The organism is Mesorhizobium sp. M4B.F.Ca.ET.203.01.1.1 (genome assembly GCF_004791025.1).
In the GTDB taxonomy this organism is placed as follows: Bacteria; Pseudomonadota; Alphaproteobacteria; order Rhizobiales; family Rhizobiaceae; genus Mesorhizobium; species Mesorhizobium abyssinicae.
In genome coordinates this window covers 143885-170395 of sequence record NZ_SRUO01000006.1, presented here as the reverse complement: position 1 = coordinate 170395, position 26511 = coordinate 143885, and the positions used below count along the sequence as shown (strand labels likewise).

Below are 26511 nucleotides of genomic sequence, written 5' to 3'. Positions count from 1 at the left end.
ATTTCAGCGCAGGGAGGACTGCAGGCAAACCCGGTATCGGCCGCGCTGGCGAACGAGGCGTCGTGGCGTGTCGCTTGGTTAGCCGGATTGCAAGGGAGGAGACATGTCGGACGTATCTCCCCAGCTGATCGACAGGCTGCTCGCCATTTCGCGAGCGCTGGCAGGCCATATCGATCCGGGCTCGGCATTTCGGGCAACGGCGATCGAAATCGGCACGCTCATCCCGCACGATCATATCGACCTGGCGGTGCTGTCGCAGGACGGACGCATGCATGCCTGCTACGAGGCCGGCTTCCACACCAGCTGGAGCGAGTTGGCGCAGCATCCGGTAGAAGGCAGCCCGATCCGCTACGTGCTGTGGGGCAAGACGCCCTACCTGTTGTCGGACAACGCGCTTGTCGACGACCGCTTCCACTTTGCCGGCGCCTTCGATGGGCCGATTTTCGCGGCCAAGCTGCGCAGCCGCATCATCGTACCGCTGAGGGCGCGGGGCAGCGTCATCGGCGCGCTCAACATCAGCCGCCACGAGATCGGCTGCTACACGCTGGCGGATGTCGCGGTCGCCCAGCAATGCGCCGATCTGATCGCGCCCTATATTTTCGCGCTGATCCAGACCGAGGAGGCGCGGCGCGCCATGCTTGCCGAAAGCGAGACGCGCAACCGGGCGGAGCTGCTCAGGGTCGGCGCCTCGCAACTGACCGAGGGCATGGAGCGCGAGCGCCGCCGCATGGCGATGGACCTGCACGACCAGACGCTTGGCGACCTTGCCCGCATCGCGCGCCAGGTCTCGGCCTTCCGCAGCCGGGGCATGGCGCGAACGGCGCAGCTCGCCGACCTCGAGCAGGAGATCGCCGGCTGCCTGGCGGAGCTGCGCCACATCGTCGACGACATGCGGCCGAGCGTGCTCGAGCTGTTCGGCCTGCGCGACGCCGTCGAAGCGCATCTGAACCGCAGCGTCGCGCGGGCGAAACCGCCGATCGCGGTGCGCATCGCCGACACCAGCGACGGCAGCGCCGACAGCCTGTCGGAGACGATGCGCACGGCGCTCTACCGGATCGTCCAGGAAGCGATCAACAATGCCGTGCGGCACGCAGCGCCCGGCCGCATCGAGGTGCTGCTGACGTCGACCGACAGCGTGTTCAGTGTCGTCGTCACCGATGACGGCCATGGCTGCGGCACGATCGACCCGGCGGCGCAGGGCGGCATCGGCCACATGCACACGCGGGCAGCGCTGGTCGGCGCGCGGCTGCGCTTCGAGCCGGCCGGTCGCAAGGGCGGCACCAGGGTTCTGATCGAGATCGATCGCGCGCCGGCGGACGGCAAGCCGGCCACGGCTGGCGAGCAGCAGGCGGTATCGGAGGTGGCGTCGTGCTGATCATGATTGCCGAGAATGACGGGCTGCATCGCACCTTCGCGCGCCGGACGGTGGAACAGCTGTGGCCGGGCGATGTCGAGGTGATCGAGGCCGGCGACGGCGAGGATGCCATCAACCTGGCGGCCGAGCGCGAGCCGCCGCATGTCGTGCTCGACCTGCAACTGCCCAAGGCGACGGGCATCGAGGTGGCGCGCGCGATCTGGAGCCGACGCGCCGGCACGCACATCCTGTTCTGGTCGAACTTCGCCGACGAGGCCTATGTGCGGGGCGTGGCGCGCATCGTGCCGCCCGGCTCGGTCTATGGCTATGTGCTGAAATCGGCGACCGAAGAAGGCATGCGCTCGGCGCTGCGCGGCGTCTTCCGCGAAGGTCACTGCATCATCGACCGCGAGATCCGTGGTATCCAGCACCGCGTCCAGGACCGCTTCGAGGGCATCACCGACGGCGAATATGAGAGCCTGATCGACATCGCCTTGGGCCTGACCGACAGGGCGATCGCGGCGCGCCGCGGCCTGTCGATCCGCGGCGCCCAAAGCCGCATCAAGCATGTCTACGACAAGCTGGGCATCGTGCCGCCGGAGGAGGGCGCCGGAGAGGCTTCGGTCTTCAACTCGCGCACGCGAGCGATCTACCTCGCCCTGGCGCGGGGCCTGGTCAACATCGATGCGCTGCGCCGCGAGCAGGACAGGCTCGACGCCTGGCTGGCACAGGCGGCGCCGCTGCAGGATCAATGATCCTTGTCACCGGCTTGCAACCGACTGTGCAAAACCACAGTCGGCGCTGCGCGTTGACCCGTATCGCCCGGCCCGGGGCCTGACTAGGCTCGCTCCCCACAACAAGAAAATGCCCGGGAGGCGCCGATGCCGTTCGTCAACATACGGATACTCGAGGGCCATTCGCAAAAGCGCAAGGACGAGATCTCGCGCCGCGTCACCGAAGCCATCAGCGAGGTCGCCGAACTGCCCAAGGAGGCGATCTGGGTGGTGTTCGAGGACGTGGCCGGCAGCGACTGGTTCGTCGGCGGCGCGGCTGTCCGCAAGCCGAAGGACCAGTGATGTCGATTTCGGCGCGGGCCCGCCATTCCGGCTTCGACGACGTTGTCGGCAACGCGTCGATCGAACGGCTGGCCACGGGCTACTCCTTCATCGAAGGGCCGGTGTGGCATCCTTACGAGAAATGGCTGGTGTTTTCCGACATTCCCGAAAGCCGCATGTACAGGCGCAGCCCATCGGGCGAGATCGAGCTGTTCCGGGAGCCCAGCCATAAAGCCAATGGCAACACGCTCGACCGCCGCGGGCGGCTGGTCACTTGCGAGCACGCGACGAGCCGCGTCACCCGCGCCGAGCCGGACGGAACCGTGACCGTGCTCGCCACCCATTACGGCGACAAGGAGCTGAACAGCCCGAACGACGTCGTCGTCGCTACCGGCGGCTCCATCTACTTCACCGACCCCGGCTTTGGCCGGGTGGAATTCTACGGCGTGCCGCGACAGCAGGAGCTTTCGTTCCAGGGTGTCTACCGGATCGACGGCGACGGCGCCCTGACCTTGCTTGCCGACGATTTCGCGCAGCCCAACGGGCTCTGCTTCTCGCTCGACGAATCGCGCCTGTTCATCAACGACACCGAGCGCGGGCATATCAGGGTGTTCCGCGTCGAGACCAATGGCGACCTCAATGGCGGCGCGGTCTGGGCGGTGATCGAAGGCACGGAGCCGGGATCGACCGACGGCATGAAGATCGACAGCCGCGGCAATCTCTATTGCACCGGCCCGGGCGGCATCCACGTCTTCGATGCCTCCGGCGAGCTTCTCGGCGTCATCGCGACGCCGGAAGACTGTGCCAATTTCACCTTCGGCGACGAGGATCTGAGGAGCCTCTACATCGCCGCGTCGACGTCGCTCTACCGGCTCAGAGTCCGCGTGCCGGGGCTGAGGCTGTTTTGAGCGCGGGATCGTCCGGGCTCAAATCGGATTGGAAGTGAGGCCGGCCTTAAAAGCCGGCTGGAGTGCAGCAGTCAACACATCTGGGAGGATACGACATGAAGAAACTACTCGTCCTGAGCGCTCTGGCGGCGATGCTCGCCTCGGGCACCGCGCTTGCCGATACCAGCGGCAAGAAGATCGCCTTCTCCAACAACTACGCAGGCAATTCGTGGCGCCAGGCGATGCTGGACAGCTACGGCATCGTCACCAAGAAGGCGGTCGAGGACAAGGTGGTCGCGGCCGCCGACGTCTTCACCACCGCCGACAAGGAAGTGCCGACCCAGGCCGCCCAGGTGCAGAACCTGATCCTGCAGGGCTACGACGCCATCGTCATCAACGCCGCCTCGCCGGATGCGCTCAACGGCGCCATCAAGCAGGCCTGCGATGCCGGCATCGTCGTCGTCTCCTTCGACGGCACCGTCACCGAGCCCTGCGCCTACCGGGTCGTCGTCGACTTCAAGGACATGGGCAAGCAGGAAGTCGAGCAGATGGCCAAGTTCCAGCCCAAGGGCGGCAATCTGCTGGAAATCCGCGGCCTGGCCGGAACCTCGATCGACGACGCCATCCATGCCGGCATCCTCGAAGGCGTCGCCGCCCATCCCGAGTTCAAGATCGTCGGCTCGGTGACCGGCGACTGGGACCAGACCACGGCGCAGAAGGCGGTGGCGACCATCCTGCCGTCGCTGCCGGATGTCGTCGGCATCGTCGACCAGGGCGGTGACGGCTACGGCGCCGCGCAGGCCTTCGCCGCCGCCGGCAAGCCGCGCCCGACCATCATCATGGGCAACCGCCAGGACGAGCTGAAGTGGTGGAAAGAGCAGAAGGAGAAGGACGGCTACAAGACATGGTCGGCGTCGATCGCGCCGGGCGTCTCGACGCTGGCCTTCTGGGTGGCGCAGCAGGTGCTCGACGGCCGCACCGACATTCCGCACGACCTTCTGGTGCCGTACCTCGCCTTCACCCAGGACGATTTCGAAGCCGCCCTGCCGAAGATCAAGGAAGGCGGCGTCGCCACGCACGAATATACGCAGGAAGACGCCATCGGGGCCATCAAAGCCAACATCAAGTGATGGCTACTGTTGCCGCCGGCATCGCCAACCGGATATCGTTGAGCATGCCCAAGGCAAACACCGACACCAGGCTGGACGGCGCCGCGAAGCATTTCGGCGCCGCCAATATCGACATCATCAGGCTGGACGGTGCCGAAAAGCATTTCGGCGCCGTCCGGGCGCTTGGCGGCGTCGACTTCCATGTCGGCGCCGGCGAATGCGTCGGCCTCGTCGGCCATAACGGCGCCGGCAAGTCGACGCTGATGCATATGGTGGCAGGCACGCTTGTCCCCGACAGCGGCGCGATCACGGTGCGGGGCAGCGCCGAGCGGGACTATTCGGTGCCGCGGGCGCTTGAGCTCGGCATACGCTGCGTGTTCCAGGAGCTGTCGCTCTGCCCGAACCTCAGCGTCGCCGAGAACACGCGCATCAACCATCCTTCGCTCATCGGTTTCGGCTGGCGCCGCAAGGCCGCCGAGCTGATCGCCGCCAAGCTGGACGAAATCTTCCCCGACCATGGCATCTCCGCTTCCGACATCGCCGGCGACCTGTCGATCGGCCGGCGGCAGATGGTGGAAGTGGCGCGCGCCTTCACGCTGACCGAGGATCCGCTGGCGCTGGTCATCCTCGACGAGCCGACCTCGTCGCTCGACGCGCACACGGCCGGCCAGCTGCTAGCCTTCGTGCGCCGCTTCGTCGCTTCCGGCGGCAGCTGCATCCTGATCTCGCATGTGCTGGGCGAAGTGCTGCAGAACGCCGACCGCATCGTGGTGATGCGCGACGGCAAGGTCGTCGCCGCCGACGCTGCAAGCGCCTTCGACCGCGACCGGCTGGTCGCCACCATGGGCGGCGCCGAGGGGCATCAGAGAACGGCCGCGGAGACAAGGAAGGCCGAAGCCGGGCCGCTGCGGGTCAAGGCGCGTCCGGCGCGGCAGCAGGACGGCAAGGAGCTCGTCGCCCGCGCGGGCGAGATCATCGGGCTCGCCGGGCTCGCCGGCCACGGGCAGACCGATCTGTTGCTGGCGATCTTTGCCGCTGCCCAGCGCGCCAGGACCGGCATCGAGGTGACCGCGCCGGTGGCGCTGGTGGCCGGCGACCGCCAGTCTGACGGTATCTTCCCGCAGTGGTCGATCGCTGAGAATATCGGCATCCGCTCGCTGGCGCTGCTGCGCAGCGGGTTGCTGATCTCGCCGCAGCGCGAGGCCGAGCTTGCCGACTTCTGGAAGAACAAGATCGGCATCCGCACGCCGGACATGAACAACAACATCTACTCGCTGTCCGGGGGCAACCAGCAGAAGGCGCTGTTTGCGCGTGCGCTGGGCTCGGATGCCGGGATCGTGCTGATGGACGATCCGATGCGCGGCGTCGACATCGGCACCAAGCTCGAAGTCTACGACCTGGTGCGCGAGGAGGCTGGCCGCGGCCGCACCTTCCTCTGGTACACAACCGAAACCGAAGAGCTCGACAATTGCGACCACGTCTATGTCTTCAAGAACGGCCGCATCGTCGCCAATCTCGGACGCGACGAGCTGACCGAGGAAAAGATCATCCAGTCCTCGTTCGGCGACGCGGCCTGAGATGACGGCGGCCTCGCTCGAAACCAGATTGAAGGCGTCGCCGGCTGGCGGCGGCGCGGCGGCGCGGGCGCGCATGCTGCGCAGCCTGCTGCCGGCGCTGTCGCTGGCGCTGGTGCTTTTGGCGATCGCCTGGCTCAACCCGCGCGCCATCTCCTATTTCGGCTTCACCCTGATGCTCAACCTGGCGATCCCGATCGCGCTGGCGACGATCGCGCAGATGTTCGTCATCGCCGGCAACGAGCTCGACCTCTCGATCGGCACCTTCGTCGGCTTCGTCGGCTGCGTCACCGCGACCTGGCTGAAGGATGCGCCGCTCGTCGGCATCGCGGTGCTGCTCGGCTCAATCGGCGTCTACGCGCTGCTTGGCGCGCTGATCCACCTGCGCAACTTGCCGTCGATCGTGGTGACGCTCGGCATGAGCTTCGTCTGGCAGGGCCTTGCCATCCTCATCCTGCCGAAGCCAGGCGGCAAGGCGCCCGACTGGCTGCTGTCGCTGATGGCCTTCAAACCGCCGCTCATTCCGTTCCCGATCATCGCCGCGCTGGTGATCGCGACGGTGGTGCATATCGGGCTGATGCGCACCTCCTACGGCGTCATCCTGCGCGGCTCCGGCGGCAATGCGGCGGCGCTTAGGCGCGCCGGCTGGTCGCTGCTTCGGACGAAGATCGTGCTGTTCGCGCTGACCGGCCTGTTCGGCGTGCTCTCCGGCATGGCGCTGATCGGCATCACCACCTCGGCCGACGCCAATATCGGCAATGGCTACACGCTGCTGTCGATCGCGGGCGTCATCCTCGGCGGCGGCGAGTTCGTCGGCGGCCGGGTGTCGCCGATCGGCGCCGTCATCGGCGCGCTGACGCTGGCGCTCGCCGCCTCGCCGCTCTTGACCTTCATGCACATCCCGCCCGACTGGCAGGTGGCTGCCAATGGCGCCATCCTGATCATCGTGCTGGCGGCGCGGGTGCTGATCAGCCGCAAGGAGAGGTGAGGATGGCCTCGCTGCGGACGATGCTCGCCAAACCCTGGATCTGGTCCTTCATCGGCGCTTTCGTCGTGTGGCTGGCGACCATCGCCTTCACTGGCGGCTACGGCGCCGGCGGCATGATCACGGCGGCACTGTCGCTGGCCGTCTTCACCGTCATCGTCGGCGTCGGTCAGATGTTCGTCATCACGCTCGGCCCCGGCAATGTCGATTTGTCGCTGCCGGCCAATATCGGGCTGGCCAGCGCCGTGGCGATGAAGGTGATGGACGGCAATGATGCGATGATCGCCGTCGGGCTGATTGCCGCTCTTGGCTGCGGCGCGGCGATCGGCGCGGCCAACTATCTGCTGATCTGGGCGCTGAGGATCCCGCCGATCATCGCGACGCTGTCGGCGAGCTTCATCATCCAGTCGATCGATATCAGCTACGGGCGCGGCCTCCAGATCAAGCCGCCGCCGGGCTTCGCCGACTTCACCAACTGGCAAATCCTCGGCATACCGGTGCTGGCGCTGCTGACGGTGGTCTTCACCGTCGGCGCGGCAACGGCGCTGCAGCGCATGATCTACGGCCGCTCTGTGCTGGCGATCGGCCAGAACATCCGCGCCGCCTGGCTCGCGGGCGTCAATGTCGGCCGCGTCCGTTTCCTCACCTATACGCTCTGCGGCGCACTGGGCGGCATCGACGGGGCACTGCTCGCCGGCTATTTCCGCGGCGCCAATGTCGATATCGGCAACGAATACCTGCTCGCCTCGATCGCGGTCGTGGTCATCGGCGGCACGTCGGTGGCAGGCGGCAAGGCCAATGTGCCGGGCGTCTGGGGCGCCGGCCTGTTCCTGGTGCTGCTGCTCACCATGCTCAACACCTTCGGCGTCAGCGCCGGCGTGCGGCTGGTGCTGACCGGACTGATCATCGTCGGGGTGATCACGGCGGCGGGCGGCGAGAAGGCGGTTCGCTGAGCGCACCTCGTCGCGCTAGCCCTCACCTGCCTCCAGATGCCTGTTCAGCATCAGTCGCAATTCGTCCAGCACGTCGTCGCGCAGGCGCGTCTCGCCGGCCAGGCTCAGCGGGATGCGCATCAACTGCGGCACGATCACCGCCAGCCGCTCCGCCTGCTCCGCCGGCAAGGGCGGATAGGCCTGAGCAAACAGGGCGGCGATCTGCTCGCGGCGGTGGGCGCGCAACGTGCGCCGCCATTGATCGTCACCCGGCAGGTCGAGCAGCGCCGAATAGGCGGGGTGCGTGGCCATGAACGTACCAAGCAATGCGAACAGCTGGTCGGCGATCGTCGCCGCATGCATCGCCTCGGTCTGCTCGCGCAAGGCGTCGAGCTCGGCCGACAGCTCTTCCGCATGCGCCTCCAGGATGGCCTGCGCCATCGCCTGCTTGGTCGGGAAAAACAAATAGAGCGTGCCGATGGCCGCGCCCGCACTGGCGGCAATCTCGGTCATCGTGGCGGCGTCAAAACCCCTTTCGACGAACAGTTCCGCCGCCGCCGTCATCAGCGCCGCGACGCGGTCGTGCCCTCTTTTCTGTTGCGGCGCGCGCGGTTGCGGCGCCTTTTCCGAGGCCATCGTCATATTTCCAGCTGAGACTATCCTCATATATAACCGAGGCTGCCCTCATGTAACAGCGCTGGCGGCGGTCATGCCAGCGTTGCCTGGCGGTATCGGGCCTGCCAATCTGGCGGGCGGGGCCGGGGCTTGCGAGGCAACGATTGGGCCAGGGGCCGGATCGGGTTCTCATCGGCTGGCTGGCCCTGTAAACCGCAACCCGCGGTGAATAGCGATCTTCGGGAGGGTCCAGCTTTGTCCAGTTTCGTCAGCGTCACCAGGGACAACAGCGTCGCGGTGGTCGCGATCGACAACCCGCCAGTCAACGCGCTGAGCTTCCATGTCCGCCAGCCGCTGTTCGAGGCGCTGACCGCCCTGCGCGACGATGCCTCCGTCACGGCCATCGTCCTCGCCTGCGCCGGGCGGACCTTCGTCGCCGGCGCGGACATCACCGAATTCGGCAAGCCGGTGCAGCAGCCGGAGCTGCGCGCCATCGTGGCGCTGCTCGAGACCATCGCCAAGCCGACGGTCGCCGCCATCCATGGCACGGCGCTGGGCGGCGGGTTGGAACTGGCGCTCGGCTGCCATTTCCGCGTCGCCGACCAAGCCGCCAGGCTCGGCCTGCCCGAGGTAAAGCTCGGCCTGCTGCCGGGCGGCGGCGGCACGGTGCGCCTGCCACGCCTGGTCGGCGCGGCGAAGGCGCTCGGCATGATCGTTTCGGGAACGCCGATTTCGGCCGGCGAGGCCAAAGCGGCGGGTCTCGTCGACGCGGTCTTCGAGGAAGAACTCCTGGCGGCGAGCATTCGTTTCGCCAACGAAATGGTTGCGGACGGCGGGCCATTCCCACCAGTTCGCGACCGCAATGAGCGCCTTGCCGAAACCGATCTTTCGGCTTTCGACGCCAAGGCGGCCGAGCTGGCCAGGAAGGCGCGCGGCCTGGAGGCTCCGCTTGCCTGCGCGCAGGCAGTGCGCAACGCGATCACGCTGCCCTTCGACGAAGCGCTGGCCGCCGAGCGCCAGCTGTTCCTGAAGCTCGTTGCCGGCGACCAGTCGCGCGCGCAGCGGCATCTGTTTTTCGCCGAACGCGAAGCGGCAAAGATACAAGGCAAGGACGGCACGCGGCGCAAGATCGCCCGCGTCGGCATCATCGGCGCCGGCACGATGGGGGGCGGCATCGCGATGGCCTTTGCCAATGGCGGCTTTCCGGTGACCTTGCTCGAAACCGGCGAGGAGGCGCTGGAGCGCGGGATGGCGATGATCGAGAAGAACTACGCCGTCTCGGTCGGGCGTGGCTCGCTGACGGAAGAGGCCAGGCAGCAACGGCTTGGCCTGTTCAAGGGCAGCACCGACTATGCCGACCTTGCCGATTGCGACCTGGTCATAGAGGCCGTGTTCGAGGACATGGCGGTCAAGAAGGTGGTGTTCGGCAAACTCGACGCGGTGGCCAGGCCGGGCGCGATCCTTGCTACCAACACCTCCTATCTCGATGTCGACGAGATCGCCGCCTCGACGTCGCGGCCGCAAGATGTGCTCGGCATGCATTTCTTCTCGCCGGCCAATGTCATGAAGCTCCTGGAAATCGTGCGCGCCGATAGGACCGCGCCCGACGCGCTGGCGACGGTTGCGGAGCTGGCGCGGCGCATCGGCAAGGTGCCGGTCGTCGTCGGCGTCTGCCACGGCTTCGTCGGCAATCGCATGCTGTCCGCGCGCGGCACGGAGAACGAAGCGCTGTTGCTGGAAGGGGCGACGCCCGGCCAGGTCGACAAGGCGTTCACCGATTTCGGTTGGCCGATGGGGCCGTTCCAGATGGGCGACCTCGCCGGCCTCGACATCGGCTGGCGCAATCGCAAGGCGCGCGGCCAGATAGCTGTCATCGCCGACACGCTCTGCGAGCAGGGCCGTTTCGGCCAGAAGACCGGCAGGGGCTGGTATCGCTATGAAAGCGACTCGCGCGAGCAGCTTGCCGATCCGGAGGTCGAGGCGCTGGTTCGGGCCAAGGCGGCCGCGCTTGGCATCGAGCCCCGCGCGATCGGCCCGGAAGAAATCCTCGAGCGCACGCTTTATCCCCTCGTCAACGAGGGCGCGAAGATCCTGGAGGAAGGCATTGCCGCCCGCGCGTCGGACATCGATGTCGTCTGGGTCAACGGCTACGGCTTTCCCATCGGCAAGGGTGGGCCGATGTTCTGGGCCGGCCTCGAAGGGGCTGCGAAGATCGTCGAGCGGCTGGAGCATTGGCACCGGCTAACCGGTCGGGTGATCTTCGAGCCGGCGCCGATGCTGAGAAGGTTCGCGGAGACGGGGGCTTGGGAGGGTGCTGGAGGATAGTAGCCGTCTAGAACGAACGCCGCGTTCCTTCGCGCCCCCCTCTGTCCTGCCGGACATCTCCCCCACAAGGGGGGAGATTAGTGGTTTTGGCGCCTCCCTCTTCTAGCCACGCTGGTAATTGGCGAAAGCCGGCGTGACATCCGATCTCCCCCCAAGTGGGGAAGATGGCCGGCAGGCCAGAGGGGGGCGCTGTCCCGTCGACGTTTCCCGGTCGCAACAGCGACCCTTCGTTGCCAAATTTGACCATGTGGACAAAACTCAGGCGTCGTTCCATAGTCCAGCGTCTGACATTCCTGAGAACGGCCGGCTCGACACGGCTGTCAAGCAGAGGGGCACTTCCATGAAAGACGATCATAGCAAGACGCAACGCGCCGGCCTGTCGCGGCGCACCGTGCTGGAATTCGGCGCGCTTGGGCTGGCAGCGGCGGTGCTGCCGAATGCCGCCTTCGCCAAGGACAAGAAGCTGAAGGTGGCGGCGATCTTCGCCACGCCGATCGAGGAGCCGTGGGACAACCAGATCCACGTCGCCCTGCAGAAGGCCGAGAAGGAGCTCGGCATCGAATACAAATGGTCGGAGAAGGTGCAGACCGCCGACTTCAGCCGCGTCATGCGCGAATATGCGCAGGGCGGCTACCAGCTGGTGCTGGGCGATGCCTTCGCCGCCGAGCGCGAGTCGCGCCGCACGGCAAAACAGTTCCCGAAGACGGCATGGCTGTTCGGCTCCGGCGCCGGGCCGGCCGAGCCCAATTTCGGCGTCTTCGACAACTGGATCCATGAGCCGGCCTATCTGTCCGGCCTGATCGCCGGCAAGATGTCGAAGTCGGGCACGGTCGGCGCGGTCGCGGCGATGGGCATTCCGGAAGTGAACCGGCTGGTCAACGCCTTCTTCGCCGGCGCCAAGGAGGTCAACCCGAACGTCAAGAAGAAGGTCGCCTTCATCGGCTCCTTCTTCGATCCGCCGAAGGCCAAGGAAGCCGCCGTGGCGCAGATCGACGCCGGCGTCGACGTCATCTATGCCGAGCGCTTCGGCGTCATCGAGGCGGCGGTGGAGAAGAAGATCCTCGCCATCTCCAACATGTCCGACCAGTCGAGCCTCGGCCCGGATACGGTCATCACCGGCCCGGTGTGGGACATGTATCCGACGGTCGAGCAGGCGATCAAGCTGGTCAAGGCGGGTGTGTTCACCGCGCAGGACTATGGCGACTTCTCGCGCATGGCCAAGGGCGGCTCGTTCCTGGCGCCGTATCACAAGTTCGACAAGACGCTGCCGGCCGAGGTCAAGGAACTGGTCGAGAAGAAGAAGGCGGAGATCCTCGAAGGCAATTTCCGCGTCGACGTCGACGAGAACACGCCGGTTTCGGATTGAGCGCTTCGGCTTGAGGTTGGCGCCAAGCCCCCCTCTCTGCCCTGCCGGGCATCTCCCCCTCAAGGGGGGAGATTGGCGGTTTCGGTCTTACCGCTTTACCTGCGACGTAGAAGATTGGCGAAAGCTGGCGTGACATCTGATCTCCCCCCTTGAGGGGGAGATGGCCGGCAGGCCAGAGAGGGGGGCCTCGCGTTGCCCTTCGCGGTTAGCCGGATCTTCAGTCAGGAGCACCCTTGTCCGCCTCACTCATCGAAATGCGCGGCATCACCAAGAGCTTCGGCGCCGTCAAGGCGAACGAGGCCGTGGATCTCAGCGTCGCACCGGGCGAGATCCTTGGGCTGCTCGGCGAGAACGGCGCCGGCAAGACGACGCTGATGAACGTGCTGTTCGGCGCCTATGCGCCGGACGCCGGTCAGATACTGGTCGAGGGCCGGCCGGTCGGCATCCACAGTTCGGCCGACGCGCTCGCCGCCGGCATCGGCATGGTGCACCAGCATTTTCATCTGGCGCCGCGGCTGACGGTGCTGGAGAACCTCCTGATCGGCATTCCGGGCAAGTCAGGCCGCATCGACCGCGCCGGCGGGCTGGCGCGGCTGAAGGAGATCGGCCGCCAGCACGGCTTGAGCCTCGATCCCGCCCTGCCGGTCTCGGCGCTGTCGGTCGGCGAGCAGCAGCGGCTGGAGATCATAAAGGCGCTGTTTCGCGGCGCCAAGCTTTTGATCCTCGACGAACCAACAGCGGTGCTGGCGCCAAGCGAGGTCGACGGCCTGTTCGCCGCCCTGCGCTCGATGGCGGGCCAGGGACTGGGCATCATCTTCATCTCGCACAAGCTCAACGAGGTGAGGGCGCTGACCCACCGTTGCGTGGTGCTGCGGCACGGCAAGGTCGCCGGCCGCGTCGACGACCCCGCCAACACGACGTCGTCCGAGATGGCGCGATTGATGTGCGGTCATGAGATCGTGCCGCCGACCAAAGTGGCTTCGACACCGGGCGGCTCCGTGCTGCTGCTCGATCGCATCTCGACCTCGGGCCATGCCGGCACGCCGCTGCGCGAGGTGTCGCTCTTCGTCCGCTCCGGCGAGATCCTCGGCATCGCCGGCGTCTCCGGCAATGGCCAGCGGGCGCTGGCCGATGTCATCTCCGGCATGCTGCCACCGAAAACCGGCACGATGACGATAGCCGGCAAAGCAGTTGCGCAATTCTCGCCGCGCTCGGTGCAGGCACTCGGCCTTGGCCGCATCCCCGAGGACCGGATGACGACCGGCCTGGTCACCAACCTGCCGCTTGCCGATTCCATGGTGCTGCCGCGCATCGGCACCGAGGCGTTCAGCCGCAAGGGTCTGCTCAATCCGTCCGCCATCCGTGCTTTCGCCGAAACCCAGATCAAGGCCTATGACATACGCTGTCCCGGACCGATGGTGCGCGCTGGCGCGCTCTCCGGCGGCAATCTGCAGAAGGCACTGCTGGCGCGCGAGCTCGCCTTCGATCCGAAGGTGCTGATCGTCTCGCAGCCGACGCGCGGCCTCGATATCGGCGCCGCCCGCTTCATCCATGAAAAGTTCCTCGCCATGCGCGCCAAAGGCTGCGGCATCGTCGTCATCGGCGAGGATCTGGAAGAGCTGCTGATGCTCTCGGACCGCATCGCGGTCATGTATGAGGGCCGCATCGCCGGCACGCTGGCCGGCGCGGAAGCCACCGTCGCAAGGCTTGGCCTGATGATGACCGGCGCGGAGGGGAGGGCGTAGAGCGTGGGTTTGCCTCTGATTTCGAACGTCGGCGCCGCCCCTCACCTGCCTGCCGGCATCCTCTCCCCGTATAGTGACGGGGAGAGGGGCGCTTTCATCGATGATTTCGCCAATCGCGAGCGTTGCAAGAAGGGTGTGACGGCTGCGGCCAGCCCCCTTCTCCCCGTCACTATACGGGGAGAAGGTGCCGGCAGGCGGATGAGGGGCGGCGCCGACATCTGGCGAGCGGAGGGCCACGCCTGATGTTTCGCCTGGAAGCCCGCACCAGCACTCCGGCCTGGTTCAATCTGGCGCTGCCGCTGCTTGCGATCGGCGCCGCGCTCGTCCTTTGCAGCGGGCTGATAGCGGTGGCCGGCGCCGGCGTGATCGAGGCTTATGGCGTGATGCTGTCGGCCTCGCTCGGCGACAGCTACGCCATCACCGAGACGCTGGTGCGCGCCGCGCCGATGATCTTAACCGGCCTGGCGGTGGCGGTCGCCTTCCGGGCAAAATTCTGGAACATCGGTGCCGAGGGCCAGTTGCTGGCGGGCGCCGTGGCGAGTTGCTTCGTCGGCGCCATCCCGATGCCGGGCACTCTCGCCATGCTCCTGATGGCGCTGGCGGGTGCCGCGGCCGGCGCCGCCGTGGCGCTGGTGCCGGCGACGCTGCGCGTCAAATTCAAGGTCGACGACGTGGTCAGTTCGCTGCTGCTCAACTCGGTCATCTATTACGCGCTGATGGCGCTGATCGAGGGGCCGTGGAAGGATAGCTTCAGCGGCTATCCGATCTCGCCGCCTATCGAGGATTCGGCCAATTTCCCGGTGCTGGTCGAGGGTACGCGCCTGCATCTCGGCGTCGTGGCGGCGCTGATCGCGGCGCCCCTGGTCTGGTTCCTGATCGCGCGCACGACGCTCGGCTTCCGCATCCGTGTCACCGGCGAGAATCCGGAAGCCGCCCGCTACGGCGGCATCAACGTGCAGCGCGTGCTCATCTCGACCGCGCTGCTCTCCGGCGCGCTGGCGGGCCTGGCCGGCGTCGGCGAGGTCGGCGGCGTGCATTTCCAGGTGATGAGCGACATTTCGCCCGGCTACGGCTATTCCGGCATTGTCGTTGCCATGCTGGCCAGGCTTAATCCGCTCGGCGTGGTGCCGGCGGCGCTCTTCCTTGCCGCGGTGATGACCGGGGCCGAGGCGATGTCGCGGGCGACCGGCGTGCCGGCTTTCCTGAGCGACGTCATCCAGGGCACGGCGCTGCTTGCCATGCTGGTGGCGCTGCTGTTCACCGCCTATCGAATTCGGCGGGTAGCGACATGAGCGCGGTGTTCGAGCAGATTTTCCAGGTCGGCTTCCTCGCCGCCATCATCCGCATCGCCACGCCGCTCGCCTTCGCCACGCTCGGCGAAATGTTTTCCGAGCGTGCCGGCGTGCTCAATCTCGGCATCGAAGGCATCATTCTGTTGTCGGCAATGGCCGGCTTCACCGCCACCAGCCTCAGCGGCAGCCTGTGGCTCGGCGTGCTGGTGGCCGTGGCGACCGGCGCGCTGATGGGCGCGGTGCATGCGCTGTTCACGGTGGCGCTGGGCCTCAGCCAGCATGTCTGCGGCATCGGCGTGACGCTGTTCTGCTCAGGGCTCGCGTATTTCCTCTACCGGCTGATCTTCGGCCAGCAGTCGGTGCCACCGAGCATCAAGGGTTTCCAGCCCGAGCCGATCCCGCTGCTTTCGGACATTCCGATCCTCGGCCCGGCGGTGTTCAACCAGTTCACGCTTGTCTATCTGGCGATCATCGCCGTTCCGCTCGCCGCCTTTGTGCTCTACCGCACGCCATGGGGGCTCTCCGTGCGCATGGTCGGCGAGAACCCGCGCGCCGCTGACTCGGCCGGCGTCAGCGTGATTGGCACGCGCTTCCAGGCGGTGATCCTTGGCGGCGCGCTGATGGGCCTTGCCGGCGCATTCCTCACTATGGCGCAGTTCAACGCCTTCACCTTCGGCGTGGTGTCCGGGCGCGGCTGGGTGGCGATCGCGCTGGTCGTGTTCGGCCGCTGGGACCCGTGGCGCTCGGCGGGGGCGGCGCTGCTGTTCGCCTTCGTCGACGCGCTGCAGCTCAGGATGCAGGCGAGCGGGCTCGGCCACATCCCCTACGAAGCCTTCCTGATGCTGCCCTTCATCTTCACCATCGTCGCTATGGCCTTCATGTCGCGCAACGCGGTCGCGCCCTCGGCGCTGCTCAAGCCGTTCCGCAAGGAGGAGCGTTAGAGGACTTGGCGCCCTTTCCTCTCCCTCCGGAGCGGGGGAACCACCTCGCACCCGTCGCCAACCGATGCGCAGGAAACTCCCTGCACCGCGTCGAGGGTCGACCCCCACTCCGTCGAGCTGCGCTCGACACCTCTCCCCCGATCGACGGGGGAGAGGAAGGGCGCCAAGCTTGGGACGCTTCACATCGCCGTAAAGGCGTTGTCGACGAAGAGATGCGCGCCGTTGACGAAGCTGGATTCGTCGCTGGCCAGAAACAGCGCGGCCTTCGCCACTTCTTCCGGCTCGCCGATGCGGCCCTGCTGGGCGGCGAGTGCCGCGTCGGAGACGTCGACGCCAAGTTTCCCTAGGTCGGCCACCTCGCGCAGCCCGTGCGGGGTGCGGATGAAGCCGGGGCAGACGGCGTTGCAGCGAATGTTGCGGTCGCGGAACTCGACCGCGATGGCGCGGGCGAACATGTGGCAGGCGCCCTTGGTGGTGTCGTAGAGCACCTCGTTCGGCGTCGCCGCCACCGCCGAGATCGACGAGGTGCAGACGATCGAACCGCCGCCGGCCGCGATCATGCCGGGCAGCACCGCGCGCGTCATCAGGAACATCGAGCGGACGTTGACGGCATGCAGCCAGTCCCATTCCGTGAGCGTCGTCTCCAGGAACGGCTTTATGACGATGGTGCCGGCGTGATTGAACAGCACGGTGACCGGACCAAGCTTTGCCGCCGCCGCCATCGCCGCCGCTTCGACCTGCGCCTCGTCGGAAACATCGGCAACGAAATGCTCGGCGACATGGCCGCGGGCGCGGATCGCAGCCGCGGTCGCCGCCGCCGCTTCGCCGTTGCGATCGACGATCGCCACCTTTGCGCCTTCCGCCGCGAACAGCTCGGAAGCCGCCCCGCCCATGCCCGTCGCGCCGCCCGAGATGATGGCAACCTTGCCCGCCAGCCTTCCGCCCATTGTTTTCTCCTGTTGATGCTTCACGCGTGAACCGGCAGCGATGCTAACCCGCGCGTGTCGGATGGCCAAGCTCGCTGGCCGCATCCCCGCCACACCGGCTCCAGCACGACCACGGAAACCCCAGGCGTGATCGTCTCCGCAGCCGTTTCCCCTGGATAGGGCAGACGCAGCAAGCCAAACCAATGTCCAGCGCGATATGAGAAATTCGTTCTGCGGATCGCGGGAAAATAGCAATCGACAAAGTCTACTAACTTTATAGATTAAGGGTGAGACGGAGGCCGATATGTCCTATTACCAAAACACCCAGACAGACCGCAGAGGCCAAACCATCGGCCAGAGCTGGCGGCCGGCCTATGGCGGGGCCTTCGCCTATCTCGTTTTCACGCTTGCGTTCGCGTTCACCGGGGCAGTCGTTCTGGGGCTCATTCCCTGAGGCGCGGGAACCACGGGGTGGCGGCCTAACGCTTTCAGGCAACCGGAGTTTAGTGAGCCGCGTCAGCGGCGCGTTTTCCCGCGCCCTGTGGTTTCGATATGCGATTCCAAACGTGATGGAGGAGATGGCAATGCCGATCGAGTTCACGCATGTTCCGGGCAAGTCTGCCAATGGCAGCTTCTTCTATGATTTCGCCGAGACCGCGACGAAACTGTCGCTGATCGAGGATGTCGGCTTCCAGAAGATCGTCGTCGACGATCCGGCCGGCCTGCTCACCAATATGGACATAGCCGCGCAGGCGCTGAAGCGCACCGCGTCGCTGGAGGTGGTGCTGACCCACTGGGCCGGCGTCGTCGAGCCGACGGTGGCGGCCAGGCAGCTTGCGGCGCTCGCTGCCAGGAGCGGTGGCCGCCTGTCGCTGAGGATGCTCAGCGAGCCGCTCAGCGACGAGGATGCCGAGGCGCGGCCGGTCGGGCACACCGTGGTGTGGCAGCGCATCGATGAATATCTGGTGCTTCTGAAGCGCCTGTGGTCGAACGACAGGCCGTTCGACCATGAAGGCGCCTTCTACAGCGTCAAAGGCGGTTATGTGCCGCGCAAGGGCCCGCACGGCGCCGACGTGACGATCCGGCTTGGCGGCCAGTCGGGAACGGCGCTCAGGGTCGCCGGCCGGCACGCGGATGTGTTCGAATTGTCGGCCGGTTCGCCGGACGAGGTCGGCCAGTTGATCGAGCGCGTGCGCGCCGCCGCCGCCGAGCATGGAAGGGTCGGCAAACTGCGCTTCGCGCTGCCCGTGCGCATCCGTTCGCAAAAGGATGAAGGTATCGCCGAGCACAAGGCGGTCGCGGTTTCCGGGTCGCCGGCCGAGATCGCGCTGTCGCTGCTGCCCTATGCGGCGCTCGGCATCCATGAATTCATGGTCGGCGGGATCGACCGTTCGCGCGAGATCGCGACGACGGGCCGCGAAATGGTCACGCTCGTCGCCAATTCACTGGCGCGTCTCGAGAACAGCGTGACGCAGCCCGGCGCATTCGTGCCGCGCCTGCCATCGCAATCCCGCGCCCCGGCCTGACCGGGTCGTCAGCGCGGCCCGCCGGCAAGCCGGGCCAGCGCTTCGATAACGGCGTCCGAATCCGCCAGCGCGCCGAAGACGCCGTCCTCGACCGTCACCATGTGAAGCGCGGCTTCATGCGCCTGCCAGTCGCCGCTGGCGCAGGCGTCCGAGATCGTCAGGCACTGGAAGTTGCGGTCGCACGCCTCACGCAGCGTGGTGTGGACGCATACGTCGGTCGTGCATCCCGTGAACAGGAGATGCGTGATGCCGCGTGCGCGCAGGACCAGCTCCAGGTCGGTGTAGGTGAAGGCGCCGTTGCAGGTGTTGTCGACGACGATGTCCTGCGGCGCGACCTCGATATCGGCGACGATCTGGAAACCGGGGCTGGAGCGTAGCAGGATGTCGGTGCCGTCGAGCCCTGCCCGCTGGCGGCGCCATTTCTCGTAAGGCGTCATGTCGGCCATGTCGGCGCGGTAGCCTTGCCTGGTGTGCACGATGGTCAGGCCGGCGGCGCGCGCAGCCGCGATCAGCCGGTTGACCGCCGGCAGGATCGCCCTGAGCGGCGAAGGGTCATAGCCCTTTCTGGCGAAGTAGCCTGTCGGCGACAGGAAATCCTCCTGCAGGTCGATGACCAGCAGCGCGGTGTGTCCCGGCACCAGCCGGCCGTCATAGGGGAAATCGAACGGGATCGCCTTGATCATCGGCTTGCCTCGCGCTTGCCGCCGCTATCGTGGCCGGAGATGGCACCGCAGTCCATAGGCAGGATCATTGCCCTCCGCAGAGGCGCACGTTGGGCAGCAAGGCGCAATTCGGCCTTGCGTTGGAACGCCATGACATTTTTTGTTGATCCAAAAAGTCATCTTCATAGTTGACTAGTAAACTCATGTTTTATAGTCAACCGTTGATGGCAGCCGGAAACCGGTTGTCGACGATCGCGCAAGCCCGAGTTGCAGGAAGGCCAGAGCGTGGCTGGACATGGTCTTTTCGCGGCGCTGGCCGCAGCGTTCATCCTGTCGGCAGGCGCGGTCGTCGCGCAGGAGCAATCGTCGACGCCAGCTCCGGCCGTGCAGGCGCCGGCGGCGACCCCTGCCACGCAGCAACCGGCTGCGGCGGCGCCCGCGACAACCGCTCCCGCCATGGCTGCTCCCGTTGCACCGCAGCCGGGCGTTCAGCCGGCTCCGACCGCCGCCGGCGGTGAGCCGTCGACGGCGATCGCGCTGACACTGCCGCACGATCTGTCACCCTGGGGCATGTTCGTGGCCGCCGACATCATCGTCAAGGCGGTGATGGTCGGCCTCGCCTTCGCCTCGCTGGTCACCTGGACGATCTGGCTGGCCAAGTCGCTGGAGATCCTCGGCGGCAAGCTGAGGGCGCGCCGCGCCGCGCAGGCGATCGGCAATGCCGCGACGCTAATGCAAGCGGGCCGCGCGCTCGGCCACAACAATGGCCCTGGCGCGCTGCTGGTGCGCGCGGCCGAGGAGGAGGCCGCGCTTTCGGCCGGCGCGCTCGGCCATGTCTCCGGCGACGGCCTGAAGGAGCGCGTCACTTCCAGGCTGTCGCGCATCGAGGCGGCGGCGGCGCGGCGCATGTCGCGCGGCACCGGCTTGCTCGCGACGATCGGCTCGACGGCGCCCTTCGTCGGCCTGTTCGGTACGGTGTGGGGCATCATGAACGCGTTTATCGGCATCTCGCAGGCGCAGACCACCAATCTGGCGGTCGTTGCGCCCGGCATCGCCGAAGCCCTGCTTGCCACCGCTATGGGTTTGGTGGCGGCTATCCCGGCGGTGGTCATCTACAACGTCTTTGCCCGCTCCATAGCCGGCTACCGGCAGATCCTTGCCGATGCCGCCGCCGGCGTCGAGCGGCTGGTCAGCCGCGACCTCGATTTCCGCACCGTGCCGCCGGCAGGCACGATCGCGGCGGGGTGAGCGGACATGGCGGCGCGGATTCGCGAAACGGTGGGCGAGGATCTCGAGGAAAGCCACGAGATCAACGTCACCCCGTTCATCGACGTCATCCTGGTGCTGTTGATCATCTTCATGGTCGCCGCACCGCTGGCGACGGTCGATGTCAATGTCGATCTGCCGGGCTCGACGGCGACGCCGGCGCCGCGGCCCGAGACGCCGCTGTTCCTGACGCTGAAGAGCGATCTTACGCTCGCCATCGGCAATGACAGCGTGCCGCGCGCCATGTTCGCCACCTCGCTCGACGGCCGCACCAAGGGCGACAAGCAGACGCGCATCTTCCTGCGCGCTGACAAGACGGTCGGCTATGGCGAGCTGATGGAAGTGATGAACCTGCTGCGCGCCGCCGGCTATCTCAAGATCGCGCTAGTCGGCCTGGAGACGCTGCCTTCGGCCGATGCGCCGGCGAGCGGAGGCGCAGTCCCATGACTGGCGCAGCGGCTGCTCTGTCCGGCATCGGTCAGCCGCGTTTCGGCGTGCGCGAGACCGGCCTGTGGGCCGCTGCCGCCGCCCTGATCCTGATCGCGCATGTGGCTGTCGCCTATGCGGTGCAGAGTTTCAATCTTGCCGATTCCGCCGATGGCGGGCCGCCGCCGGCGCTGGCGATCGAGATGTCGCCGCTGGCGGTCGCGCCCGCGGTGCAGGAAGAGGCGCTGGTGCCGGATACGGTGATGCCTGACCAGGCCGAGCCGGTCGAGGAAACGGAGACGGTGACGGCGGTGAAACCGGTGACCGAGCCGGCGCCTGAGCCGGTTACCGAAGAGGCGGAACCGACCGCCGAACAGCCGGTCGAGGCCGCGGCGACCGCGCCGGCGGCGCCGACGGTCGCCGCGCTGAGCGAGCAGCAGCCGCTGGACGAAGTGGTCCCGGACGTCGTCGAGACGGTGGCGCCCGAAGTCGTCATCCCGTTGCCGCAGCCGAAGCCGGTGGATGCGCCGGCGGAACCCAAGAAGCCGGTCGAGGCCAAGGCGAAGAAGCCCGTCGACAAGCAGCAACCGAAGAAGGAGAAGCCGGCGCCGGCTAAGACGGCGATGGCGGCAAGCGTCGACGCCAGGCGGGCCGCGCGCACGGCGGCGCCGAAGGCAACGGAGGGAGCGCAACGGTTCGGCGCCGGCCCGGCGCGGTGGAATTCCAGCCTGGCGGCGTGGATCAGGCGGCACACGCGCTATCCGAGCGCGGCCCGGTCGAGGCGGGCAGAAGGCAACCCGAACGTGACTTTCACGGTCGATTCCTCCGGCCGGGTGGTCTCCGCCCGGCTGGCGCGGTCTTCCGGCGACGCCGACCTCGACCGCGCGGCGCTCGGCGCGCTGCAAGGCGCCTCGGTGCCGGCCCCGCCCCCCGAACTCGGCGCCCGCGTCACCCGCACCGCGCCGTTTGTTTTCAGTCTGCGGAACTAAAGCGTGGAGACTTGTCCCCGCGGCGCAGCCCTAAAGGTGCACGATCGCCGGAAGCTTGAGGCGCATCCGCTGGCTTTCGGCGAAGGCCAGGGCAAAGGATCCCGGCTCGAACGAGTAGGTGCGTTCCTCCTCGTCCTCGAGGACCCGGACAAAACATTGCCTGTCCGTCTCGACCAGTTCAATCCGTGTGCCCGAAGGGCCGCCATAGCGGTCCAGATAGGCACGCGCTTCGCGTTGTGAATAAGGCACGGCTTCCTCCCATCCGACGAAAACATGCACTGACGCTAATGAACCTTTGGGCCGCGAGAGACTATGACGTAGCTCACATGGGCTCGGCGTTTCGGGCAGCGATCGGCGCGGCCTGACCGGCCGGCCTCAGCGCCTGCCCGAAAAAATCATCTGCGCGAGCTTCTTCTTTTCATGCATGGCGGGGCCGGCCTGCCAGCCGACGTCCTGCTGCAGGTTCGGCGGCAGGGCGTCCATCATGTACCTGGTCTTGGCGCTGTTGTGCGCACGCATGATCAGGCGGCTGTAGTCGGCCAGGCTTCCGAGCATCGACATCGGCATTGTCCTTCGCGTCGTTGCGACGGCGAAGTGATCGCCGTCGCAAGATGCAGGAAGGATGTGCCGGGTCCGTTTCGGGGGGATGGCACGAAAAGGCACGGGCTGTTTCCGGAATCATCGGTTTGGAAACATTGGCATGCAAATGACTTCGATCGCCTTGCTGTCAGGACAATCCCGGCGAAGCGGCAAGAACGGCTCCGGAATCCTTTGTCACATGTCGGCTGCCGGCGGGGCCGACAGGACATCCCGCGTCTGCTGCAGATAGGCGTAGCCGTAGCGGGCATCGGGCTCCAGATAGGCCCCCTCGGCCCATTCGTTCCAGGCGTTGACGAATATCAGGCGGCTGTCGAAATCGGCAAAACGATCGGATGTGTCGACGACCGCGTTGCTCAGCCATACGCGAGAACTTCTATCACTCTGCGCGCCTTCGGATGGTCGACTGTCCGGGCGTCTAGGTCTTTTCCCAAAACCTCGTAAACGTGAAGTCAGATGACTTTTGCGACGAAGGCAAAGGGACAGTGGCCTGATTGTCAGTGCCGAAATCGTAGCTGCCAAACGCGCTATCGAAGCAGCCGCGCATACCCCAAGAAGGGCAATTTGGTCCCCTTCGGCGACGGACAGGCGATCAGTGGTGATGAGCTACAGGTTTGGGAGGAGTGCTTCGAACGCGCACGGACTTTCTGTACCGTCGCCGTGGAAGTTCACCTCGGCCTTCAGCCGGACGAAGAGAGGCAACTTTTTCATGACCTGAATCGCCTTGGCAAAAAGGTGGATACGAATCTCGCGCTGCAGTTCGACAACTCCAATCCGGTCAACCTGTTCATCAAGGAGCGGCTGATGGAAGAACTCGGCCTTGGTGTTGTCGAAACCGACGTGAAGAGCTGGGCAGACGATGATGGTCGCATTGTCCGCAAGGATCTTGTGGCAGTTAACGCGATTCTGCTGCTTAACCGCAGCAACATTAACGGCGCTACTCCCCTGATGATTGATGGTCGCACAGAGACCGGCGTTTGGTTTTGGAGTGCCGTCCGCGACATTGAAGGTTTCGGAGAAGAGCGAGCGCGCGAGAAAACCGTCGCCGCGCAGCCGGTGGTCCTCAAAGCCCTGGCCAAGCTCGTCTACGACTTCAGCTTCAGCAACCGTCGGCCTGACGATGGCGACGATCTTACTGAGCGCCTGCTCTCTTCGCTCAATGACGTCGACTTCAGTCACGGCAATCCGATGTGGCGGTATTATAACCTGAATGAAGAGGAGCGCCGAGCCGAGGGACTGGCCGGACTGTCGAGCTATCTCCCGCTTGATGACACCGGAAACCGTGATATCGGCAGCCACCAGGGCGACTTTATGCGCTTTGGTGCGAAGCACAACGACATCTACCCGATCTTGGGGGACATGATTCGGTGGAAGTTGAACTTGCCGTCGCGGCGTCAGCCTCTGCAGCAGCTGACCGAGGCGGCCTGATCAGAGCGGGGGGCCTCCGGGTCCCCCCCTGCCTATTTTTAGGAACAATGGCTTCTACTGGAGAGGGTGATGTCTGCTGCGTCCAACGTATCTGCACTACGTGTCGAAGATCCGGCCTTCCTGATTACAAGCACGATCGATCGCTGTCCGAAGGTGATGATGATCAGAGAGTTGTTCAAAAATGCCCTTGAGGCAGCAGAACAGGCTCCTGGCGGCGGTAAGGTCGAAATCTATGTGGCTCCAGGTTTTTCTGTCCCCAAGCTGGCTATTTGGAATAATGGCCCGGGGATGAATGAAGATGAGCTTCGGATCATGACAAACCTTGCCGCGTCGATAGGCAAAGAAAAGGGCCTCGATAAGAATTTCGGCATGGGAGCAAAGGTGGCTTCGCTGCCGTCAAACCGACTCGGAATTCGATACCGCTCGTGCAAAAACGGCATGGTGCATGAAACGGTGCTTTGTCAGCGTGACGGAATATACGGACGCCTCAAGCGGGTCGACGGAAATGGTAATGAACTAGGCGATGTGGTCGATGTCACTGGCGTCATCGTAACAGAGGATCCCAGGCTTTTAGACGATGATTGGACAGAGGTTGTCCTGCTGGGAAATCGTCAGGATCAGGACACGGTTCTCGATCCATACGATGGCAATCCGCCGCAGCGCGCGTTTTGGCTAGCGAATTATCTCTACCAACGGTTCTATCGTATCCCCGATGGCGTGGAGGTCCGGTTGTACGAAGGCACCCACGCACGGAAGGACGGTTCACGGCGGTTCGAGACTATCCCAGCTCGCGCTGCTAAGGGCGTATTCGCGCGGTCAGAGACCGTGACGCTGCCAAATGGCATTAGAATTCATTACATCTATGACGAGGCTTTCAACGGTACGTCTCACAATCGGTCGATTAGCGGATCAATCGCCTCAGCCGTAAGCACCTGTGCAATTGTCTTCCGGGACGAAATGTACGCCGTCTTGACAGGCCGAGCGTGGACCATCGAAGCACCGATCTATGGCGTTCCTTTCGGCGCCAAGCATATCTCGGTCCACATTGAGCTGCCAGACCAAGCCCATGTTCGACCGGAAGGCTATCGCCAGTTTCTCCGTTATATCGAAGGAGAACAGTCCCAGGTCGAACCAGCTCAGTTTGCCAGTGAGGTACTGGACCATCGGCCAGAATGGTTAATTGATCTCATTCATTCTCTCGCTCCAAATTCTGCGGATGCACAAGACGAAATCCGAAACAAACTCCAGGACATGCTAAACAAACTTCGTGTCCGGACCACGAGTCCACGGTTAGACTTCTCTGGCGATCTTCCGATCAGTCATGGGACTGGTGGTGGCAGCGGTGTGAGCAGCGGCCAAGGCGGCGGACAATCCAGCACTGGCGCGCGTCACCCTGTCGATCTTGCAATCGTAAATACCGGAGCACAGATGGCGCGTATGGCCAGAAATCTGGAACGGGCGCCCACGCTCATACCGCTGGACGAAGAGTCCGACATTGAAGAACGCGGCATCAAGGGCCGGGCTGGTCGCTATTACGCCACCACCAGCGAACTGTTCATAAACATGACCTACCCGGCGGTGGGCGCCATGCGGGAGCAACTTGAAAAGGAATACGCACAGGCACCGGAGCCGGAAGTGATGCAGCTATTGGTCCGCTCGCTTACGCGAAATTCTATGATCCAACGTGTCGGATTGGCGGTCGTCTTCGCGCTGGCCAAACGGATCAACAAGGAATGGGACGAGGAGGCAATGGGCAAAGCACTAGAGCCGGAAAGTCTCAGCATTGCAGCGGACAACTACTTCGACTCTCTCCAGGACGCGCGAAGAAGCTTGGGTAAGCGCCTCAACATCAGAAGGGTTGAGACTGGAAGTGCAGATGAAGAATTGGAGCCCGCTTGAATAGCGCCACGGCGGCATTGAGCAACTGAGGGCTGCGCTGCGGTTGATCCAGACCGGTGGCGACACACTGTGAAAGGTAGCCTCCACTGCTGTGAGCGGGTTTAGTTGATGCCCAGAGTCGTTGCTCCTCACTCGGCTTGAGACGCCATTGCACCCGACCCAGCGTGGGCCTGATCGCGCCTACGTGCCAAAGGGCGTTTTTGACCAATCAAATTCGAAGCACCGTCGCTGCTCCTCTTGGATGTCTAAAGGGCTATTAAACCCCAGATCCTCATACTGCACAGCATCTGTCGATGGCCGCCCTGTTGCAGCACTTACGACGAGTACCGATAGGATCGGGAGTTCGTTTTCACGGCATCTGATTGCAATGCCACCGAGCACGTCGCCCCACCCTCTCGCCGTTCCACCAAATCTGTCGGACAGGGCACCGTAGGTGACGGTCTCAGAATTGACGGCCAGGGCCGCAAGATGCTTAGCGATATCTAGCCGATAGGAGTTCTTCATCCGCCTATACGACGCGGCAGAAATCTTCGGCATCATTGGTCTCCGCAGGTCCTCTGTAGGACGGCAATATATGTCTAAAACAGGGGCGCCGCCCAGTGCCGGGACCCG

General features: G+C 65.4%; 27 protein-coding genes. 20 read left to right on the top strand and 7 right to left on the bottom strand.

What is annotated here, in order from left to right:
* The first annotated feature begins 103 nt into the window (after positions 1–103).
* The 8 genes from EN846_RS15830 (at position 104) to EN846_RS15795 (ending at position 7917) form a co-directional block, all read left to right on the top strand.
* Positions 104–1375 carry a histidine kinase gene (locus tag EN846_RS15830; protein ID WP_127393216.1) on the top strand — a complete coding sequence of 424 codons (1272 nt, stop codon included), beginning with the start codon at positions 104–106 and terminating at the stop codon, positions 1373–1375.
* Positions 1369–2109 (top strand): response regulator transcription factor, encoded by a 741-nt coding sequence (locus EN846_RS15825; RefSeq protein ID WP_127283078.1) that lies wholly within the window; start codon positions 1369–1371, stop codon positions 2107–2109. Before EN846_RS15830 ends, EN846_RS15825 begins: the two co-directional genes overlap by 7 nt.
* Before the next feature lie 126 nt (positions 2110–2235).
* The gene (locus tag EN846_RS15820; RefSeq protein WP_127283079.1) at positions 2236–2430 is read left to right on the top strand and encodes a 4-oxalocrotonate tautomerase family protein; all 195 of its coding nucleotides are present in this window, start codon (positions 2236–2238) and stop codon (positions 2428–2430) included.
* Positions 2430–3317 (top strand): SMP-30/gluconolactonase/LRE family protein, encoded by an 888-nt coding sequence (locus EN846_RS15815; RefSeq protein ID WP_127393215.1) that lies wholly within the window; start codon positions 2430–2432, stop codon positions 3315–3317. Before EN846_RS15820 ends, EN846_RS15815 begins: the two co-directional genes overlap by 1 nt.
* A 95-nt stretch (positions 3318–3412) precedes the next feature.
* Complete coding sequence (locus EN846_RS15810; RefSeq protein ID WP_127393214.1) at positions 3413–4426, top strand: ABC transporter substrate-binding protein; 1014 nt, start codon at positions 3413–3415, stop codon at positions 4424–4426.
* A gap of 44 nt (positions 4427–4470) precedes the next feature.
* Positions 4471–5982 carry a sugar ABC transporter ATP-binding protein gene (locus EN846_RS15805; protein ID WP_127393213.1) on the top strand — a complete coding sequence of 504 codons (1512 nt, stop codon included), beginning with the start codon at positions 4471–4473 and terminating at the stop codon, positions 5980–5982.
* Position 5983: 1 nt separating this feature from the next.
* The gene (locus EN846_RS15800; RefSeq protein WP_135858937.1) at positions 5984–6967 is read left to right on the top strand and encodes an ABC transporter permease; all 984 of its coding nucleotides are present in this window, start codon (positions 5984–5986) and stop codon (positions 6965–6967) included.
* A gap of 2 nt (positions 6968–6969) precedes the next feature.
* The gene (locus EN846_RS15795) at positions 6970–7917 is read left to right on the top strand and encodes an ABC transporter permease (protein WP_127309180.1); all 948 of its coding nucleotides are present in this window, start codon (positions 6970–6972) and stop codon (positions 7915–7917) included.
* A gap of 15 nt (positions 7918–7932) precedes the next feature.
* Here the strand turns inward: EN846_RS15795 and EN846_RS15790 are convergent, their stop codons facing one another.
* On the bottom strand, positions 7933–8532 hold the full coding sequence (locus EN846_RS15790) for a TetR/AcrR family transcriptional regulator (RefSeq protein ID WP_187331383.1): 600 nt from the start codon (positions 8530–8532) through the stop codon (positions 7933–7935).
* 234 nt (positions 8533–8766) lie between these two features.
* Here EN846_RS15790 and EN846_RS15785 point away from each other — a divergent pair, with 234 nt between their 5' ends.
* The 5 genes from EN846_RS15785 (at position 8767) to EN846_RS15750 (ending at position 16180) form a co-directional block, all read left to right on the top strand.
* Positions 8767–10836, top strand: a complete 2070-nt coding sequence (locus EN846_RS15785) for a 3-hydroxyacyl-CoA dehydrogenase NAD-binding domain-containing protein (protein WP_127392432.1) — start codon at positions 8767–8769, stop codon at positions 10834–10836.
* Between the two features lie 340 nt (positions 10837–11176).
* Positions 11177–12202: a BMP family protein gene (locus EN846_RS15775; RefSeq protein ID WP_127392433.1), complete on the top strand. Its 1026-nt coding sequence runs from the start codon at positions 11177–11179 to the stop codon at positions 12200–12202.
* Between the two features lie 233 nt (positions 12203–12435).
* Positions 12436–13947, top strand: a complete 1512-nt coding sequence (locus EN846_RS15765) for an ABC transporter ATP-binding protein (protein WP_127392434.1) — start codon at positions 12436–12438, stop codon at positions 13945–13947.
* A 242-nt stretch (positions 13948–14189) separates the two neighbouring features.
* Positions 14190–15239 (top strand): ABC transporter permease, encoded by a 1050-nt coding sequence (locus EN846_RS15755; protein WP_127392435.1) that lies wholly within the window; start codon positions 14190–14192, stop codon positions 15237–15239.
* Complete coding sequence (locus EN846_RS15750; RefSeq protein ID WP_127392436.1) at positions 15236–16180, top strand: ABC transporter permease; 945 nt, start codon at positions 15236–15238, stop codon at positions 16178–16180. The genes EN846_RS15755 and EN846_RS15750 overlap by 4 nt, the downstream gene beginning before the upstream one ends.
* A 179-nt stretch (positions 16181–16359) precedes the next feature.
* Here the strand turns inward: EN846_RS15750 and EN846_RS15745 are convergent, their stop codons facing one another.
* Positions 16360–17127, bottom strand: coding sequence for an SDR family oxidoreductase (locus tag EN846_RS15745; protein ID WP_127392437.1), 768 nt, complete (start codon positions 17125–17127; stop codon positions 16360–16362).
* Between the two features lie 283 nt (positions 17128–17410).
* Between EN846_RS15745 and EN846_RS15740 the strand changes: the two genes are divergently transcribed.
* Together EN846_RS15740 and EN846_RS15735 are read left to right on the top strand one after the other, a co-directional pair.
* Positions 17411–17560, top strand: a complete 150-nt coding sequence (locus tag EN846_RS15740; protein WP_127392438.1) for a hypothetical protein — start codon at positions 17411–17413, stop codon at positions 17558–17560.
* Positions 17561–17690: 130 nt separating this feature from the next.
* On the top strand, positions 17691–18632 hold the full coding sequence (locus EN846_RS15735) for an LLM class flavin-dependent oxidoreductase (RefSeq protein ID WP_128346040.1): 942 nt from the start codon (positions 17691–17693) through the stop codon (positions 18630–18632).
* A gap of 8 nt (positions 18633–18640) precedes the next feature.
* Here EN846_RS15735 and EN846_RS15730 read toward each other — a convergent pair whose 3' ends face one another.
* Entirely contained in the window at positions 18641–19315 is a 675-nt protein-coding gene (locus EN846_RS15730; protein WP_135913914.1) for an isochorismatase family cysteine hydrolase, read from the bottom strand.
* A 264-nt stretch (positions 19316–19579) separates the two neighbouring features.
* Between EN846_RS15730 and exbB the strand changes: the two genes are divergently transcribed.
* The 3 genes from exbB to EN846_RS15715 are packed head-to-tail and all read left to right on the top strand — an operon-like array spanning position 19580 to position 21975.
* A complete protein-coding gene (exbB, locus tag EN846_RS15725) occupies positions 19580–20542 on the top strand; it encodes a tonB-system energizer ExbB (RefSeq protein ID WP_127391696.1) in 963 nt (320 codons plus the stop codon).
* A 6-nt stretch (positions 20543–20548) separates the two neighbouring features.
* Entirely contained in the window at positions 20549–21007 is a 459-nt protein-coding gene (exbD, locus tag EN846_RS15720; protein ID WP_127391697.1) for a TonB system transport protein ExbD, read from the top strand.
* A complete protein-coding gene (locus tag EN846_RS15715; RefSeq protein WP_127391698.1) occupies positions 21004–21975 on the top strand; it encodes an energy transducer TonB in 972 nt (323 codons plus the stop codon). Before exbD ends, EN846_RS15715 begins: the two co-directional genes overlap by 4 nt.
* 30 nt (positions 21976–22005) lie before the next feature.
* On the opposite strand, the gene EN846_RS15710 is transcribed toward EN846_RS15715, so the two are convergent.
* From EN846_RS15710 to EN846_RS15700, 3 genes are all read right to left on the bottom strand, one after another.
* Entirely contained in the window at positions 22006–22224 is a 219-nt protein-coding gene (locus EN846_RS15710; protein WP_127286976.1) for a hypothetical protein, read from the bottom strand.
* A 126-nt stretch (positions 22225–22350) separates the two neighbouring features.
* Positions 22351–22542: a hypothetical protein gene (locus tag EN846_RS15705; protein WP_127391699.1), complete on the bottom strand. Its 192-nt coding sequence runs from the start codon at positions 22540–22542 to the stop codon at positions 22351–22353.
* A gap of 207 nt (positions 22543–22749) precedes the next feature.
* Positions 22750–23094 (bottom strand): glycoside hydrolase family 99-like domain-containing protein, encoded by a 345-nt coding sequence (locus EN846_RS15700; protein ID WP_245518724.1) that lies wholly within the window; start codon positions 23092–23094, stop codon positions 22750–22752.
* Between the two features lie 42 nt (positions 23095–23136).
* Between EN846_RS15700 and EN846_RS15695 the strand changes: the two genes are divergently transcribed.
* Positions 23137–24000 carry a DNA sulfur modification protein DndB gene (locus EN846_RS15695; RefSeq protein WP_189523695.1) on the top strand — a complete coding sequence of 288 codons (864 nt, stop codon included), beginning with the start codon at positions 23137–23139 and terminating at the stop codon, positions 23998–24000.
* 69 nt (positions 24001–24069) lie between these two features.
* Positions 24070–25899, top strand: coding sequence for an ATP-binding protein (locus EN846_RS15690; protein WP_127391701.1), 1830 nt, complete (start codon positions 24070–24072; stop codon positions 25897–25899).
* Between the two features lie 180 nt (positions 25900–26079).
* On the opposite strand, the gene EN846_RS15685 is transcribed toward EN846_RS15690, so the two are convergent.
* Positions 26080–26439, bottom strand: coding sequence for a hypothetical protein (locus tag EN846_RS15685; RefSeq protein ID WP_127391702.1), 360 nt, complete (start codon positions 26437–26439; stop codon positions 26080–26082).
* Between the last annotated feature and the right edge of the window lie 72 nt (positions 26440–26511).

Bases quoted from the DNA above. Each gene is read 5' to 3' on its own strand.
- EN846_RS15830 (WP_127393216.1), top strand. From the start codon at position 104: ATGTCGGACGTATCTCCCCAGCTGATCGACAGGCTGCTCGCCATTTCG.
- EN846_RS15820 (WP_127283079.1), top strand. From the start codon at position 2,236: ATGCCGTTCGTCAACATACGGATACTCGAGGGCCATTCGCAAAAGCGC.
- EN846_RS15815 (WP_127393215.1), top strand. From the start codon at position 2,430: ATGTCGATTTCGGCGCGGGCCCGCCATTCCGGCTTCGACGACGTTGTC.
- EN846_RS15810 (WP_127393214.1), top strand. From the start codon at position 3,413: ATGAAGAAACTACTCGTCCTGAGCGCTCTGGCGGCGATGCTCGCCTCG.
- EN846_RS15805 (WP_127393213.1), top strand. From the start codon at position 4,471: ATGCCCAAGGCAAACACCGACACCAGGCTGGACGGCGCCGCGAAGCAT.
- EN846_RS15800 (WP_135858937.1), top strand. From the start codon at position 5,984: ATGACGGCGGCCTCGCTCGAAACCAGATTGAAGGCGTCGCCGGCTGGC.
- EN846_RS15795 (WP_127309180.1), top strand. From the start codon at position 6,970: ATGGCCTCGCTGCGGACGATGCTCGCCAAACCCTGGATCTGGTCCTTC.
- EN846_RS15790 (WP_187331383.1), bottom strand. From the start codon at position 8,532: ATGGCCTCGGAAAAGGCGCCGCAACCGCGCGCGCCGCAACAGAAAAGA.
- EN846_RS15775 (WP_127392433.1), top strand. From the start codon at position 11,177: ATGAAAGACGATCATAGCAAGACGCAACGCGCCGGCCTGTCGCGGCGC.
- EN846_RS15755 (WP_127392435.1), top strand. From the start codon at position 14,190: ATGTTTCGCCTGGAAGCCCGCACCAGCACTCCGGCCTGGTTCAATCTG.
- EN846_RS15750 (WP_127392436.1), top strand. From the start codon at position 15,236: ATGAGCGCGGTGTTCGAGCAGATTTTCCAGGTCGGCTTCCTCGCCGCC.
- EN846_RS15745 (WP_127392437.1), bottom strand. From the start codon at position 17,127: ATGGGCGGAAGGCTGGCGGGCAAGGTTGCCATCATCTCGGGCGGCGCG.
- EN846_RS15740 (WP_127392438.1), top strand. From the start codon at position 17,411: ATGTCCTATTACCAAAACACCCAGACAGACCGCAGAGGCCAAACCATC.
- EN846_RS15735 (WP_128346040.1), top strand. From the start codon at position 17,691: ATGCCGATCGAGTTCACGCATGTTCCGGGCAAGTCTGCCAATGGCAGC.
- EN846_RS15730 (WP_135913914.1), bottom strand. From the start codon at position 19,315: ATGATCAAGGCGATCCCGTTCGATTTCCCCTATGACGGCCGGCTGGTG.
- exbD (WP_127391697.1), top strand. From the start codon at position 20,549: ATGGCGGCGCGGATTCGCGAAACGGTGGGCGAGGATCTCGAGGAAAGC.
- EN846_RS15715 (WP_127391698.1), top strand. From the start codon at position 21,004: ATGACTGGCGCAGCGGCTGCTCTGTCCGGCATCGGTCAGCCGCGTTTC.
- EN846_RS15705 (WP_127391699.1), bottom strand. From the start codon at position 22,542: ATGCCGATGTCGATGCTCGGAAGCCTGGCCGACTACAGCCGCCTGATC.
- EN846_RS15690 (WP_127391701.1), top strand. From the start codon at position 24,070: ATGTCTGCTGCGTCCAACGTATCTGCACTACGTGTCGAAGATCCGGCC.
- EN846_RS15685 (WP_127391702.1), bottom strand. From the start codon at position 26,439: ATGATGCCGAAGATTTCTGCCGCGTCGTATAGGCGGATGAAGAACTCC.